This window comes from Asanoa hainanensis (assembly GCF_900188485.1).
GTDB lineage: Bacteria > Actinomycetota > Actinomycetes > Mycobacteriales > Micromonosporaceae > Asanoa > Asanoa hainanensis.
On sequence record NZ_FZPH01000034.1, the window covers coordinates 16,836 to 32,559 of the forward strand.

13 protein-coding genes are annotated in these 15,724 nt (G+C 70.7%); 1 reads left to right on the forward strand and 12 read right to left on the reverse strand.

The features are described from left to right. Window positions 1–71: 71 nt before the first annotated feature. From CHC05_RS39770 to CHC05_RS39785, 4 genes are all read right to left on the reverse strand, one after another. Complete coding sequence (locus CHC05_RS39770; protein WP_144022987.1) at window positions 72–2,825, reverse strand: YfhO family protein; 2,754 nt, start codon at window positions 2,823–2,825, stop codon at window positions 72–74. 67 nt (window positions 2,826–2,892) lie between these two features. Then, window positions 2,893–3,918, reverse strand: coding sequence for an NAD-dependent epimerase/dehydratase family protein (locus CHC05_RS39775; protein ID WP_089255959.1), 1,026 nt, complete (start codon window positions 3,916–3,918; stop codon window positions 2,893–2,895). Window positions 3,919–3,933: 15 nt separating this feature from the next. Then, window positions 3,934–4,770: a glycosyltransferase family 2 protein gene (locus CHC05_RS39780; protein WP_089255961.1), complete on the reverse strand. Its 837-nt coding sequence runs from the start codon at window positions 4,768–4,770 to the stop codon at window positions 3,934–3,936. Beyond that, window positions 4,767–5,981, reverse strand: coding sequence for a nucleotide sugar dehydrogenase (locus CHC05_RS39785; protein WP_179266590.1), 1,215 nt, complete (start codon window positions 5,979–5,981; stop codon window positions 4,767–4,769). Before CHC05_RS39785 ends, CHC05_RS39780 begins: the two co-directional genes overlap by 4 nt. 153 nt (window positions 5,982–6,134) lie before the next feature. On the opposite strand from CHC05_RS39785, the gene CHC05_RS39790 reads away from it, so the two are divergent. After that, complete coding sequence (locus tag CHC05_RS39790) at window positions 6,135–6,824, forward strand: class I SAM-dependent methyltransferase (RefSeq protein ID WP_179266591.1); 690 nt, start codon at window positions 6,135–6,137, stop codon at window positions 6,822–6,824. A 22-nt stretch (window positions 6,825–6,846) separates the two neighbouring features. Here CHC05_RS39790 and CHC05_RS39795 read toward each other — a convergent pair whose 3' ends face one another. The 8 genes from CHC05_RS39795 to infC form a co-directional block, all read right to left on the reverse strand. Further along, window positions 6,847–8,235 carry a hypothetical protein gene (locus CHC05_RS39795; RefSeq protein ID WP_144022988.1) on the reverse strand — a complete coding sequence of 463 codons (1,389 nt, stop codon included), beginning with the start codon at window positions 8,233–8,235 and terminating at the stop codon, window positions 6,847–6,849. 118 nt (window positions 8,236–8,353) lie between these two features. Next, complete coding sequence (gene pheT, locus CHC05_RS39800; protein WP_089255965.1) at window positions 8,354–10,849, reverse strand: phenylalanine--tRNA ligase subunit beta; 2,496 nt, start codon at window positions 10,847–10,849, stop codon at window positions 8,354–8,356. Beyond that, window positions 10,850–11,917: a phenylalanine--tRNA ligase subunit alpha gene (gene pheS / locus CHC05_RS39805; protein WP_089255967.1), complete on the reverse strand. Its 1,068-nt coding sequence runs from the start codon at window positions 11,915–11,917 to the stop codon at window positions 10,850–10,852. Window positions 11,918–11,940: 23 nt separating this feature from the next. Beyond that, window positions 11,941–13,356 (reverse strand): RNA-guided endonuclease TnpB family protein, encoded by a 1,416-nt coding sequence (locus tag CHC05_RS39810; protein WP_218824824.1) that lies wholly within the window; start codon window positions 13,354–13,356, stop codon window positions 11,941–11,943. Window positions 13,357–13,422: 66 nt separating this feature from the next. Next, window positions 13,423–14,250 (reverse strand): TrmH family RNA methyltransferase, encoded by an 828-nt coding sequence (locus CHC05_RS39815; RefSeq protein WP_245871477.1) that lies wholly within the window; start codon window positions 14,248–14,250, stop codon window positions 13,423–13,425. A 4-nt stretch (window positions 14,251–14,254) separates the two neighbouring features. Further along, window positions 14,255–14,641 carry a 50S ribosomal protein L20 gene (gene rplT / locus CHC05_RS39820; protein WP_089255969.1) on the reverse strand — a complete coding sequence of 129 codons (387 nt, stop codon included), beginning with the start codon at window positions 14,639–14,641 and terminating at the stop codon, window positions 14,255–14,257. A 30-nt stretch (window positions 14,642–14,671) separates the two neighbouring features. After that, window positions 14,672–14,866 carry a 50S ribosomal protein L35 gene (gene rpmI, locus CHC05_RS39825; RefSeq protein ID WP_089255971.1) on the reverse strand — a complete coding sequence of 65 codons (195 nt, stop codon included), beginning with the start codon at window positions 14,864–14,866 and terminating at the stop codon, window positions 14,672–14,674. Between the two features lie 21 nt (window positions 14,867–14,887). After that, window positions 14,888–15,514, reverse strand: a complete 627-nt coding sequence (gene infC / locus CHC05_RS39830; protein WP_089256009.1) for a translation initiation factor IF-3 — start codon at window positions 15,512–15,514, stop codon at window positions 14,888–14,890. Window positions 15,515–15,724 lie beyond the last annotated feature (210 nt).

Consider the following 15,724-nt stretch of genomic DNA (forward strand, 5'->3'; position numbering starts at 1 on the left):
ATGTCTATGCAGAAAACGCTAGCAGCAAGCGTTGCCGAACCGCAAGATCATGCAGTCGGATGTATGGCCAATCACGCGTACGTGCGACGCCGGCGGATCAGGACACCGGCGCCGATACCGAGCAGGGCGGCGAGCGCGGCACCGGAGAGCCACGCGCCGACGTTGTGGAGCGGCATCCGGTACGCCAGCCGGACCGTGTGAGTGCCCGCCGGCACCGCCACCGCCACCAGGCCGTTGTCGGCCGGGACCAGAGTGGCGGGTGCGCCGTCGACGGTGACTCCCCACGTGCCCTGCAACGCGTCGGCGACGACCAGGTAGCCCCCGCCCTGGGCGTCGACCCGGGCCGCGATCTCGTCGGTGCCGTCCTCGGTCACGGTGACGGTGGCCGGTCTGCCCTCCGGCGCTGTCGGCGGTGCGGCGTCGAGCACCACCTGGTCACCCGGCAGCCGTCCGCTCAGCGCGGACATCCGGGACGTGAGGTCGGAACCCACCTGGACCCGGCTGGCCCAGCGGATCCGCGGCAGCGCGGTGGTCCGCTCCCAGACGGTCGAGTTGCCGGCGTACGCGATCCGGAGCCCGTCGGCGGCCGGCGTCACCGTCGAGATCGCGGGCCGGCTGCCCTCCCCGGCGACGGTGACCGGCCGGTCCACGACCACGACGGCGGTCAGCGGCGTACCCGCCGGGATGTCCTCGCCCGCGATCGGGACGTATGTCGGGGTCCCGATCTTTCGCCACCGCACCGACCTTTCGGCCCTGGTGAGCTCCGCACCCCGGGCATCGCGGATGCTGACCTCGATCCTGGTCGGCCTGGTGAGCGCGGCGGCGAAAATGAAGCCGACGCCCCGGATCGGGCCCTTCGTCGCGAGCGGCACGCTCACCGGCCGGCCCGGCTCGAGTGCGACCGTCGACCCGTCACCGCCGGCCACCCGCTCGGTGCCGAAGACGTCCGCGCTCGGCGGGGTCACGAAGTAGCGCACCGCCAGCCGGTCGAGGATCGGGCTGCGGGCCATCTCGTGAGTGGCCGGCACGCGCAGCAGCGTGGCACCGAACTGCTCGCCCGGGAGCCCCTGCACGGTCTCGGCGAACCGGCCGTCGAAGAACGCCTCACCGGTCAGCGACCGGAGTTTGGCCGCGCTGTCGGCGCCCGGGTACATGCCGTAGTCGGCCGCGGCGAACCGCTCGTGCCCGAGGTTGGCGGCCAGGTAGCGGTGCACGTCGGTCTGCGGATACCAGGTGCCCCGGTCGACCCGTGGCCAGTACGCGTCGACGGTGGCCAGCGCTTGACCGGCCATCAGCAACGGCACGAGGGCCGCCGCCGCGACGGTCAACCGGTCGGCGCGCCACAGCACGCGGACGGCCAGGGCGGTGACGGCGATGATGGCCAGCCCGCCCGCGGTGCGCAGGGCGAAACCGCGCATCCCGAGGCCGCTGTCCGGGGCCGCCACCACCCGCCAGCCCGCGAACAGGGTCGCGGCGACGAACACCAGCCCGGCGGCGCCGACGCCGAGGGCCCACGACCGTTGCCGGCCCGCGACGGCGACCGGGCCCTTGGCGCGCCGCAGGGCGAGCTCGAAGCCCACCGCGACCAGCACTGCGACCAGGAAGCCGAGAACGCTCCGGGCCCGGCCGACGAAGTTGTCGGCGAACAGCAGCGGCAGCTTCTGCAGGAGCTCCAGCGGCAGCCCGCCCGCGTAGATCAGCACCAGCCAGGTGGCGGTGGCGCCGACGAGATAAGCCCAGACGCCGCGCGGCAGGAACGAGCGGGCCCGGGCCGGCAGCGCCACCGCGACGAGGAACAGCACCAGGCCGGCGGCGCCGACGTAGGAGAGCGCCTCGACCGCGTTCGGGCGCAGCGCGAAGTCGTTGACCCGGCCGAGCGACCACGGCGCCCACGAGGTGAGCAGCGCCGCCGGGTCGAGGTGGTCAGCGCCGGTCTGGCCGCGTCCGCTCAGCTTGGCGTGCCGCATGGCGGCGGCGAACGGAAGGAGCTGGATCGCGGTGATCGTGACGGCCCCGGCCAGCGCGCCCGCGGCGCCGAGGACCGGGCCGAGCGGGCGGCCCTGGGCGAAGGCCCGCACCAGCAGGTAGCCGCCCGCGGTCAGCACCGTGTAACCGGTGACCGCGGGGAAGCCGCCGAACAGCATGCATGCCAGGGCCGTCGCCAGGAGCGCGCCGTCGCGTACCCGGCGCTCGGTGGCCAGCCGCTCGGCCGCCCAGAACACGGCCGGGATGAACGCGGCGACCCGGGTCTGCGGCCAGTTGGTCCACACGACCATGAACGCGCTGCTGGTGAAGGCCAGCCCGCCGAGCCACGCCGCGGCGCGGCCGAGCCGCAGCCGGCGCAGGAACAGGTAGGTGCCGCCGGCCGCGACCAGGATCTCCAGCAGCTTGACGAACGCGGGCGCCAGCGGCGCCGGCAGGACGTAGTACGGCAGCGTCAGCGGCGAGAGGACGGCGAAGTTCGGCACCGCGCCCAGGGTGCTGCCGCCCGCGACGTACGGGTTCCACGCCGCCAGCCGGCCGTCCCGCAGCTCCGCGGCGAACAGCGACGTGCTGGGCAGCACCGACGCGACCACGTCGTTGGCGATCTCGTTGGTGACGGGGACCGACAGGCCCGCGCCGGCGTACGGGCTGTGGCTGACCAGCAGGTCGGTGTTGGCGAAGGTGGTCAGGCCGAGCAGCGGCGTCCCGATGCCCACCAGCGCGAACAGCACGACGGCGAGCAGGGCCACCCGGTCCACGAGAAGAGCCCGGGTGCGTGGCGACGCACCCGGGCTCTCAGAGCCGTTCTCGACGGCAGTAAGCGTGCCGGTTTGCTCCACCATCAGGAGAAACCGTACCCGTTTGTCCGGTTAGCCCGCCCAACCTCCCGTCAGGGAGTACACCGACGTGTCAGAGACGGCCGTCCTTGACCGCCTGGGTGACCCACGGGATGACCTCGTCGAGCATGGTGTCGAGGCTCGTCGTGGCCTCGAAGCCGAGCACCTTGCGGGCCTTCTCGACGTCCGGCACGCGCTTCTGCACGTCGTACTCGAACGGGTCGTCCGACACGACGCTGAACGGCACGTCCGGGCCCTTGATCTTGTGCCAGATCACCTTCGCCAGGTCGAGGACCGTGGTCGACTCGGCGGTCGAGAGGTTGAAGTCGTCGTTGGTCGCGGCCTCGTGCTCCATCGCCACGACGATGCCCCGGGCCAGGTCACCACCGTAGGTGTAGTGCCGGACCTGCTCGCCGGAGCCGAGGATGTGCAGCGGGTCCTGGCCCTTGACGATCTTCTGGACGAGGTCGGGGACCACGTGCGACATGGCCAGCTTGACGTTGCCCGAGAGCACCTCGGCCTCGCCCAGCGCGCGACCCTCGCCGACGCCGACGCAGTTGAACGGCCGGACGATCGTGTAGGGCAGCTTGTACTGGTCCCAGGCAGCCTTGGCGTAGTACTCGACCGCGAGCTTCTGGAAGCCGTAGGACGAGAGCGGCGGCGGCACCTTGCGCTCGTCGCCCTCCTTGCTCGGCCAGGTCTCGGTCGACTCGAACACCATCGACGACGACATGTAGACGACCTTCTTGAGCTTGCCGTCGCGGTGGGCCGCGATGGCCGCGTCGCAGGTCGACGCCATGATGCGCTCGTTGGCCGCCAGCAGGTCGTACGCGTAGGCGTGGAAGTAGGAAATGCCACCGATCAGCGCCGCGCCGGCGATCAGGTGATCACAGTCGCTCAGCAGCTTGGTCATCAGGTCGACGTCACGCGCGTCGCCCTCGACGAAGTGGTAGCTCGGGTGGTTGTCGTAGCTGCGCGAGACCGGTCCGTACTTGGAGAAGTTGTCGAGACCGACCACCTCGTGGCCGCGACCGAGCAGTTCCTCGACCACGTAGCCGCCGATGAACCCCGCCGAACCGGTTACCAGAACCTTTGCCACTGCTCGCAGTCTCCTCTACCGGGCATTCTGAAATTCGTTGGCCGATTCGGCCGGCTTGTCGCCCGCACCGGCGGCGCCGTGCTCTTCGGCAGCGGTGCGCTGCGTCGGCACTTCGGCTCGCCGGCCGGCGGCGAACCGCTCGGGCGTCAACCGGGGACCATACGCGAAGAAATACCACCGCAGATAACCGGGCATGAAACGCCCGAGGTCGAACCGGGACTCGCCGAGCTGGCGGTCGAGCCAGATCGTCGGGATCTCGGCCACCGGCCGGCCCAGCCGGGTCGCCTTGGCGGTCAGCTCCAGGCCGATCTCGAAGCCGGTCCGCGACTCGATGCCGACCTCACGGACGAACTCCGTGTCGTACGCCTTGAAGCTGTTGGTGGCATCGCGGGTGCCGGCCCGGGCGAACAGGTGCAGCGACCGGCCCGCCCACTTCGACATCATCCGCTTGAACCGCGGGCCACCGACCTGCTGGCCGCCCGGCATGTAGCGGGACGCCGCGGCGACCACCACGCCGCGGTCGACCAGCCGCGCCAGGTCGTCGATCTGCCGGGGGTCGTCACAGCCGTCGGCCATGGTCACCACGGCGACCGGCGCCTGCGCGGCCGCGATGCCGAACCGGATCGCGTTGGCCGGACCACGCCCGTACGTGTTGAGCACCGGCCGGACCCGCGGGTCGCTGCGGCCGATCTCCTCCGCGAAGGGCACCGTGGTGTCCTCGGGCATGTCGTGCACGACCAGGATCTCGGCCGGCAGCAGGACCTCGCGCAGGATCCGCTCGAGACAACGGACGATGTTCTCGCCCTCGTTGTAGACCGGAATGACGACCGAGACCCGCGGGGTAATGGTCATACCCGCACGCCCTGCCCGGTTAGGCCCCACATGTCGACGACCGGCTTGTCGGTGTCCAAATTGGCGTAGTCCGCGTGCGGTGCGGCGATGACCAGCAGGTCGGCCCGCTTGAGCACGTCGTCGAGCGGGGTGAACCGGTCGTCGACCACGTACGGGTCGGTGCAGAGCGTCTCGCGGGTCTTCAGCATCAGGATCTTGCGCAGCTTGTAGGCCAGGCTCTCGCGGGGGTCGTCGCTGCCACCCTTGAACGCCATGCCCAGGATGCCCACGGTCAGCTCGCTCAGGTCGAACCGCTCCTCGAGCCGGGAGACCAGGTAGAGCGGCAAACCCTCGTTGATCAGCATGGCCGAGTGGCCGAGCACGAAGTTGTTCCGGTTGAACGCGGCCAGCTGCATCGTGTCCTTGAACAGGCACGGGCCCGCCGCGAAGCCGGGCATCGGGATGTCGGCGGCGCGGGGGTAGTCGAACGAGATCGCGTGCCGGATCCGGGCGAAGTCGAGGCCGAAGTCGTTGGCCATCATCCAGAACTGGTTGGCGGTCGCGAACTTGATGTAGCGCCAGGTGTTCGTGAACAGCTTGGCCAGCTCGGCCTCTTCGGGCTCGAGGTGCACGATCTGCGTGGTCAGGTTGCGGAACAGCGCCTCGGCCCGGGCCAGCGCGGTGGGGTTGCGGGCGGAGACGATCTGCGGCAGCTCGAAGAGCTCCGTCATCGCCTTGCCCTCGGCGATCCGCTCGGGGCAGAACGCGACGTCGACCCCGATGCCCTTGCCGGCGAGCAACTTCTCCGTCAGCGCGGTGACGCCCGGGTAGACGGTGCTGCGCAGGACGACGAGCTGGCCGTCGCGCAGGTATTCGGCGCACCGGTCCAGCGCCCGCGGCACGGCGCCGAGGTCGGGGTTGAGGTGCTCGTCGACCGGCGTGCCCACGACGACGACCAGGTTCTCGGCGGACCCGACGCTCGACGGCTCGGTGGTGGCCCGCAGCCGGCCGGCCTCGACCACGTCGGCCAGCACCTGCGCGGCGCCTTCCTCGGCGAACGGCAACGTGCCCGAGTTGACCACGTCGACGGCGGCGGCGTTGATGTCGTACAGCACGACGGACAGGCCGCGCGACGCGAGTGCGATGCCGAGGGGCAGGCCCACCCGGCCGCAACCACCGACAATGCAAACGTCTACGTCGAACGTGGTCGCCGGCGCATCGGCAGAGGCCACTTGAAGCTCCCGTTGATTGGCGGACGCCGACACCTCAGCGCCGTTGGGTCGACAACCACCGCAGGCTAGCCGAACGTGAGGATTGGGCCAACCCCGGTGTGACGCATCGACCCCGGCTTCACGCCTTCGCGTAAAGCCTCTAAGGTCTCTCGGGTGGCGGCTACGAATGAGCGGGACTTCTCGGGCGACGAGTTGGCGCAGCTCTACGACAACCGGTTCGACTCCGCGGAGTTGGAAGGCAAGCGGGTCCTGTGGGACGCGCTCTGCCGAGGTTTCTTCGACCGCTATGTCGGTCCGCAGGACACGGTCCTCGACCTGGCCGCGGGCACGTGCGAGTTCACCAACGCGATCCACGCGAAGCGGAAGATCGCGGTCGACCTGAACCCCGACACCCCGAAGTTCACCGACGCCGAGGTGGTCATCGCGCCGAGCGACGACATGGCGGCGATCGGTGACGGCGAGGTCGACGTGGTGTTCACGTCCAACTTCTTCGAGCACATGCCCGACAAGCGGGCGCTGCTGAGCACGCTCCACGAGGTCCGCCGGGTGCTGCGCCCGGGTGGCCGCCTGCTGGTGCTGATGCCCAACCTGCGGTTCGTCGGCGAGCGCTACTGGGACTACTTCGACCACCACCTGCCGCTCACGCACAACAGCCTCGTGGAGGGCCTGGAGCTCGCCGGGTTCAAAGCGCGCGAGGTGATCCCGCGGTTCCTGCCGTACACGGTCAAGGACTCGCCGGTGAAGGTTCGCCCGGCGTTCGTCCGCGCCTACCTCGGGCTGCGCCCGGCGTGGCGGATCCTCGGCAAGCAGATGTTCGTGGTCGCGGAGAAGCCCGCCGCCTGAGCGGCGGGCCCCTCGTTCTCGTTCAGCCCAGCCGGTTGCAGGGGATCCGCACGTACCACCAGTCGTGGCGGTACTGGAACGTCCCCCGGCCCTCGTGGACGTCGCAGTAGGCGTGTGCCTGGCGGACCGTCTCGGTCCACGGCTGGCTCGCGGAGCGCCCGTTCGGGCCCCGCAGGTTGACCGCGCAGACGACCGCGAGCAGCACCACGAAGGCCAGGACCGGCACCCGGGACGCGAGTCGAGGCCGGGCCACCGCGTTGTCCGACTCGGCCCGCGGGGCGGGCCGCAGCAGTGCCGCCAGGGCCACGTAGAACAGCAGCGCGACCGGGATGACGTAGCGCGGCTGGGTCCAGCCGAAGCTGCCGACGGAGATCGCGAAGAACAGCCCACCGACCCCGACGGCCGCGATCGCGAGCGGCCAGTGCGGGCGGGTCATCCGCCGCAGGGCGAGCAGCACGATCGCCGCCACGATCGCCCAGGCGACCAGTGCGAGCACGATGTGCGCCGCGGTGCCGATGCTCAGCGGCGCGACGGCGCCGGTGACGGTGGTGCCGGGTCCGCCGAGCCACTTCTCACCGAACAGCGCCCGCGGGATGGCCGTGCCGGCGTACTCCTTCAACAGGAAGATGGGGTTGTAGTCCGGGTCGCCGATCCCGTCGCGGCTGGTCCGGCCGGTGACCGTGAAGAAGCCCTGCAGCGCGAGCCCGGCCAGCGCGCCCAGGGCCATCAGGCGGGTGACCCAGTCGCGGACGAACCACAGCCGCAGCGCCAGCAGGGGCAGCAACATGACCGGCAGGATGCTGCAGCTGCCCGCGTAGAGCACCGGCAGGATGGCGACCACCTTGCCGCCGATCGTGCGCGGCCGCCACAGCACCGCCCAGAACATCGCGTAGAACGCGAAGAACTGCACGGTCGCGATGTCGTTGTCGGCCTGGGTGTGCGCGACCGGGACCATCACGACCGGCACCGCCACGAGCAGCCGCAGCCACCACTGGGTGAAGAACCGGCCGCTGGCGGTGAACGCGATCGCGGCGGTCGAGGCGATCAGGAAGACCGCGATCAGCGTCAGCACCGGAGCGGACCACCGGACGCCGAACAGCGAGGAGAATTCGGCGGCGATCCGCGGGCCGACGTGGACGTAGCCGTTGAACGGGTCGAGGATGACGTGCGTCGCCGGCGAGTTGCTGAACGCGCCGTTGAAGAAGCGCTTCGCGTCCTCGATCCAGATCGAGTTCAGCGCTCCGGGACCGCCGGTACGCGAGATGCTGATGCCCATCGCGGCCAGGAAGCCGAGGACGCCGAGCGCGATCGCCCGGCCGGAGGGGCCGTTGGCGGCCGGCTCCGGAAACAGCTCGCGCAGCCAGCCGGCCAGGCGCGGCCCGGCCGGCACCGGAGCGTCAGGGACGCGCACGTCCGTACGCACATTTCCCGTGGACACATCTACCCCCGCGTCAGGGCGCGCGGCGCCACCGGACTCGAAACATCCGTAGGCTAGCCGAACGTGAGACGGCGACCTATTCCGGTCGCCGTCACGCGCCCCGCAGCGTCGCGCCGAACCGGTCGGCCGCCGCGGCGACCGCCGCGTCGCGGGCCGCAACGGCCTCCTCGACGGTCAGCGTGCGGTCCGGCGCGCGGAAGGTCAGCTTGTAGGCCAGCGACTTGCGGCCGGCGCCGAGCTGCTCCGACGCGTACACGTCGAAGAGCCGCACCGACTCCAGCAGCTCGCCCGCGCCGTCCACGATCGCCTGTCGCACATCGGCCGCCGGCACGCCGTCGCCGACCACCAACGCCACGTCGATCAGGGCGGGCGGGAAGCCGGAGACCCGCGGCGCCGGTGTCACCGGGGCCGCCGGCAGCGCGTCCAGGTCGAGCTCGACGGCGGCGGTGCGCTTGGGCAGGTCCAGCGCGCGGACCACGGCCGGGTGCAGCTCGCCGGCCCAGCCGACCACCGCGTCGTCGACCGCGATCGCCGCGCACCGGCCCGGGTGCCACGGCGCGATCGCCGCGGAGCGGACGCTGACCCGCTCCTCCGGGATGCCCGCGGTGTCCAGCACGGTCCGCGCGGCCTGCACCGCGTCGGCCCAGCTCGCGGGTCGCCCGCCGGCCCACCAGCCGGTCGGCTCGACCTCGCCGGCCAGCACCACGGCGACGTGCCAGGGCTGCGCGGGGACCACCGCGTCGGCGGCCGCGAACACGGAGTCGGCCGGGCGCTCGTCGACGCCCATGGCGGGCGGCGCACCGGCGCCGGAGCGCGCCTGGAACACCACGCCGACCTCGTAGAGCGCGAGGTCGCGGGCGCCCCGGCCGACGTTGCGGCGCAGCGTGGCCAGCAGCGGCGGCAGCAGGGTGGTGCGCAGGTACGGCTCTTCGTCGGAGAGCGGGTTGGCCAGCCGGACCAGCGACCGCCGCGGGTCGTCGTCGGCGATGCCGAGCGCGTCGAGCGCCGGAGTGCCGACGAACGGGTACGAGAGCACCTCCACGTGCCGGGTCTCGGCGAGCGCGCGGGCCACCGAACGGCGGCGGCGCTGCTCGTCGGTCAGGCCACGGCCGGCCGGGGCCAGCGGCAGCCGCCCTGGCACCTTGTCGTAGCCGTCGAGGCGGACCACCTCTTCGACCAGGTCGGCCGGGTCGGTCAGGTCGGGGCGCCAGGTCGGCGGCACGGCGGAGAGCCGCTCGCCGTCGACGGTCACCGTGCACCCGACCGCTTCGAGCAGGCCGACCACGCGGGCCGGCTCGTAGACCACGCCGACCCGCCGGGTGGGCAGGTCGACCGCCATGTCGACGGGGGTACGCGGGCGGACCGCGTCGACGTCGAGGATCTCGTCGCCGGTGGTGCCGCCGCCGTACGTGGTCATCAGCGTCACCGCGCGCTCGAGCGCGACCAGCGGCAGCGCCGGGTCGACGCCGCGCTCCCAGCGCTTGGCGGCCTCGCTGAACAGCTTGTGCCGGCGGGCGGTGCGACCGACCATCACCGGGTCCCAGTGCGCCGCCTCGAAGAGCACGTCGGTCGTGCCGACGTGCACCTCGCTGGTCTCGCCACCCATCACCGCGGCCAGCGAGATCGGCCCGCTGTCGTCGCAGATCACCATGTCTTCCGCGTCGAGGGTGCGGTTGGCGCCGTCGAGCGTCGTCAGCTTCTCCCCCGCCGTCGCCCGGCGCACCACCAGCGGGCCGCGCAGCCGGTCGAGGTCGAAGGCGTGCATCGGCTGGCCGAGCTCGAGCATCAGGTAGTTGGTGATGTCGACCGGCAGCGAGATGGTGCGGATGCCGGCCTGGGTGAGCCGGCGGGCCATGAACGCGGGCGTCGCGGCGGCCGGGTCCACTCCCCGGACCGCGCGGGCGGCGAACCGGTCACAGCCGATCGGGTCGCGCACGTCGACCGGGTACGCCGGCTCGGCGGTCGCGCCGGGCGCCGGGTGCAGGGCCGGGTCGCGGAACGGCAGGCCCAGGGCCAGCGCGAGCTCGCGGGCGATGCCGCGCACCGACATCGCGTACCCCCGGTCGGGGGTGATCTCGACCTCGACCAGCACGTCGTCTAGCCCGACGATCGGGCGGGCGTCGTCGCCGGGGTTTGCCGTCGTGTCGGCGGGCAGCACGATGATGCCGTCGTGGTCGTCGCCGAGGCCCAGCTCGCGGGCTGACGTGATCATGCCGGCCGACATGTGGCCGTAGGTCTTGCGCGCGCCGATCTCGAAGCCGCCGGGCAGCACGCCGCCGGGCAGGATCACCACGACCAGGTCGCCGGGCGCGAAGTTGCTGGCGCCGCAGACGATCTCCTGCGGCTCCCCCGTGCCGTTCGCCGAGCCGACGTCGACCGTGCAGAACCGGATCGGCTTCTTGAAGCCGGTCAGCTCCTCGACGGTCAGCACCCGGCCGACCACGAGGCCGCCGGTCACGCTCGTCCGGAGGTCGGCGACGGCGTCGACCTCGATGCCGAGGCCGACCAGCGCCTGCTCGAGGTCGGCGGCGGAGATGTCGGCCGGCAGGTCGACGTGCTCACGCAGCCAGGACAGTCCGACCCGCATCTACAGCTCCATCCCGAATGCGCGCGTGAAGCGCACGTCACCCTCGACCATGTCGCGCATGTCGCTGATCCCGTGCCGGAACATCAGCGACCGTTCGATGCCCATCCCGAACGCGAAACCGCTGAACTCGTCCGGGTCGATGCCGCAGGCGCGCAGCACCCGCGGGTTGACCATGCCGCAGCCGCCCCACTCGACCCACTGTGGACCGTCGCGGTGCTCCGGGAACCAGATGTCGAACTCGGCCGACGGCTCGGTGAACGGGAAGTAGTGCGGCCGGAACCGGGTGCGCGCGTCCGGACCGAACATCGCCCGGGCGAAGTGGTCGAGCGTGCCGCGCAGGTGCGCCATCGTGATGCCGCGGTCGACGACGAGACCCTCCACCTGGTGGAAGACCGGGGTGTGGGTGGCGTCGAGCTCGTCGGTGCGGTAGACCCGGCCGGACGCGATCACGTAGATCGGCGGCGTGCGGGTCAGCATCGCCCGCGCCTGCACCGGGCTCGTGTGCGTGCGCAGCACCAGGCCGCTGCCCTGGGGTGCGATGTGGAACGTGTCCATCAGGCCCCGCGCCGGGTGGTCCGGCGGGATGTTGAGCGCGTCGAAGTTGGTCCACTCGAGCTCGGCCTCGGGACCTTCGGCGATCTCGTAGCCCATGCCGACGAACAGGTCGCCGATGCGCTCCATCAGCGTGCTCAGTGGATGCCGGGCGCCGCGCGGGCGGCGGTCCCAGGGCAGCGTGACGTCGACGCGCTCCTCGGCCAGCACCCGCTGCTCCTGCTCGGCGGCCAGCGCCGCCTGGCGGGCGTCGAACAGGTCCTGGATCTGGCGCCGGGCCTCGTTGACCCGCTTGCCGGCGTCGGACTTCGCGGCCGGCGGCAGCGCACCGATCTCGCGCCGGGCCAACGAGACCGGCGCCTTGTCGCCGAGGTGCAGGTGGCGCAGCTGGGTCAGGGCGTCCGGGTCGGCCGCGCCGGCGAACGCCTTGTCGGCCTCGGCCACCGCGGCGTCGAGCGCTGCGGGGTCGAGGTAGGCGACCTGCTTGGGGTCGTACGGGTCGTTGCGGTAGGACATGACTCTGCTTCCGCTTTCCCTGTTCATTGCACACACCGATCTAGGTGTGGGCGTAAACGGATACTTCGCTCTCCGCCGTCGCCTAACCGGCTGGAGTCCTGGATCGGCAGTCTGATCCGTTGGCGATCGGCCCGTTCCCGCAGGATCTCCTTGACCCGCTGGTGCGGGGTACGGAGGGTGATGTCGGGATCACCATGTCTACGCAGGACGTTGATCGCGGCGGCGTGGTCGGCCTGCCACATGACCCCGCACGAGGTGCAGTAAAGCTGTTCCCCGGCCCGGCTGCCGAAGCCTCCGCACCTAGGACAGACTTGTGACGTGTAGGCGGCGTTGACCAGCACGAGCGCAGAACCTCTGCGCTCCGACACGTTCGTCAGCGCCTCTGCGGTGACACCCTTGGTCCATGCCGCGAGGCGACGATTCGTCTTCTTCCCAAATGACCTGCGCCCACTAAATGTCTTGGTCAGGTCCTCGGCCACAACGATCTCAGCCTTGTCCACAACACGATGCACAGCTGTAAAGATCTCTGTGCGGACCTGCGCCCGATACCTGGCAGCTTGCCGGTCCCGCTTCATGGTGCCGAGGTTGTTCACCCGAACCCGCGCTGCCTTCGCGAGCCGGCCCGCCTCTGAGGCGGTGTTGGCGATCGACCGGAGCCTGGCCCGCCGCCGGTTGCGGTCGGTTATCCGGTCCGACTCACTGGTCAGCAACATGCCAAGGCGTTCGCCATGATGATCGCCGTCGGAGTCGGTCAATACCTCGGTGTAGCCCTTGTCGACTCCGACCGTGCGGGTTCCGCAGGGCCGGTGCGAGGTTCGCATGGTGTCGGCGTCGACCTGGTGGTGAACCTCGACCCGTCCATGGCGCAGGATCAGTCGCAGCGTCCCCTGCGGTGCGATCTTCGTGTTGAGTGGGACGGCAACCGGGCGTCGGGGCTCGATCCCGGGGACCTTCAACCACACGTCGCCGCCCTCGACGAGGACGAATGTGCTGACCTTGTCTGCCCGGATGATGATCTGGTTATGAGTGTGGTTCTTGCCGCGCTTCCACTGCTGACGCATCTGCCGTGACAACCACCGGTCCTCGGTCCACCGGTTCGCCTTCAGCAATCGGTAACACCGTTCCTGGTCCACGACCGGCCTTTTCGCCACGGCACGTCTGACCGCTGCCTTCGCTGACTCGCGGCTGGCAGCAATGTCGTCGAGAGCGTCGCGCAGCGTTTCCTTCCAGGCGTTTGCCGCGACGCCGAAGGTCTGGCAGGTGCCATCCCGCATCCACAGGTTTCGCAGATCCTGCCCGGTGCACGGCGCGGCATTGATGGAGCCGAACAGTTGCCACGCCAGCGACCGGACCCGACCCAATCGGCGCGCTTGTTCTAGCAGAGCCTCGAACTTGCCGGGGTTGAGGCGGGCCGAACAGGCAATCCGCGTGACCTCCACAACCCACCTCCCACCTCGAATGACCTACTGAACCGGAAACGCCGGGTTCCCGACAACCTCGCAAGTCTACGGGCGACCGGCGGCGGGGCGGCGCAGGGCTCGGGCGCTCGCGTAGAGGCAGACAGCGGCCGCCGCGGCCAGGTTGAGGCTTTCCGCGCGGCCGTGGAGCGGCACCCGGACACGGTGGTCGGCGGCGGCCAGGAGGTCGTCGGGCAGGCCGTGCGCCTCGGAGCCGAACAGCCAGGCGGTGGGTCGGGCGAGGCCGCCGGTGTCGGCGAGGTCGTCGAGGTCGGTGTCGCCGTATCCCGTGGCCGCGAGCACGGTCAGGCCGCTGGCCTTCAGGCTCTCGACGGTCGCGGCCGGGTCGGCGTCCCGGACCAGGTCCGTGTGGAAGACGCTGCCCGCTGACGCCCGGACACATTTCCCGTTGTACGGGTCGACGGCGTCACCGGCGAACACGACGGCCTTGGCTCCGGCCGCGTCGGCGGTGCGCAGAATGGTGCCGGCGTTGCCCGGGTCGCGGATCTCGGCCAGCACGGCGACCAGCCTCGGCGCTTTGGCGAGCGCGTCTTGCAGGCGTACCCCCGGCTGGTGGCAGACCGCGACGAGCCCCTGCGGTGCGACGGTCTCGGCCAGCGCGGCGATGGCGCCGTCCGTGACCAGGGTGGCGTCTTTGGTCAGGTCGGGGTGGCGCTCGACCGCCTCGGCGGTCGCGAAGAGCTCCTTGACGGCGTCGGCGGCGATCGCCTCACGGACCGCCTGTGGACCCTCGGCCAGGAACAGGCGGGACTCGTCGCGCTCGCGTCGCCGCTGAAGTCGGCGCGCAGCAATGACCCGGGGCGTCCGTTCGGTGAACGGAGCAACCCCGGGTCGCTGGTGGTGCTGTTGAGCCAATCGCTCAGGCGGCCTTCTGCGCACCCGTGCCCTCGGCCGCGACGGCGGCCTTGGCGACCTCGACGATGGCCGCGAAGGCAGCCTCGTCGTGCACGGCCAGGTCGGCCAGGATCTTGCGGTCGACCTCGATCCCCGAGAGCTTGAGGCCCTGGATCAGCCGGTTGTAGGTCATGCCGTTCGCGCGGGCGGCCGCGTTGATGCGGGTGATCCACAGCTGGCGGAAGTCACCCTTGCGGTCGCGCCGGTCGCGGTACGCGTACTGCATCGAGTGCAGCACCTGCTCCTTGGCCTTGCGGTAAAGGCGGGAGCGCTGACCGCGGTATCCGCTCGCGGTCTCGAGCAATGTGCGGCGCTTCTTCTGGGCGTTGACCGCCCGCTTGACGCGTGCCATCGAATGTTCTCCTTCGGTCGGTGGCGCGCGTCAGCGCCCGAGCAGCTTCTTGATGCGCTTGGTGTCGGCCTTCGAAATCTCTTCGGTGCCGGACAGCCGACGGGTACGGGTCGAGGACTTGCCCTCGAGCTTGTGCCGCTTACCGGCGGGCTCGTGCACGATCTTGCCGCCCCCGGTGACGCGGACGCGCTTGCCCGTGCCGGTGTGGCTCTTCATCTTCGGCATCTTGTTACGTCTTCTCCCCTGTCACTCGCCGGGATTTCCGGCGGGCCCGGCAGTCGCAGCCGGAGTCACCTCGGCGTCTTCCGGACGCGGCTCGCGCGTCGGCGCCTTGGTGTTCGCGGCCACCGCAGCGGCCTTGGTGGCCCGGTGCGGAGCCAACACCATGATCATGTTGCGGCCGTCCTGCTTAGGAGCGGCTTCGACATATCCCAGTTCCGAGATCTCCGACTCGAGCCGGCGCAGCAGGCGGTAGCCAAGCTCCGGACGGCTCTGCTCGCGACCACGGAACATGATCGTCACTTTGACCTTGTCTCCGGCCTTGAGGAACCGCACGACGTGACCCTTCTTGGTCTCGTAGTCGTGCGGGTCGATCTTCGGACGGAGCTTCATTTCCTTGATGACCGTCTGTTGCTGGTTACGCCGTGCTTCGCGAGCCTTCAGTGCGCTCTCGTACTTGAACTTGCCGAAGTCCATGAGCTTGCACACCGGCGGGCGCGCCATGGGCGCAACCTCGACCAGGTCCAGGTCTACATCCGCCGCCAGCTGAAGTGCACGCTCCAGGGGGACGATGCCCACCTGCTCGCCTTCAGGACCGACCAGTCGGACCTCTCGTGCCCGGATCTGCTCGTTGACGCGTGGTTCGACGCTGATGAGGCCTCCTCGTTGCCATGTCTGTCGCTGCGGTCGCAGCTTGTGCCAACCGAGGAGAAGCAGAAGGCCCCGGCGCATGCCAGGGCCCGCTCGACCGGTCGGCACGCAAAGGTGCACTGCCGGACGGGAGCCACGTAGGCTCGCCTTCCGGTGACCGGACCCGGCTCTCTGCGATCGAGGCTCGGGTGGGAGCAGGCGCTCCGCTTCACC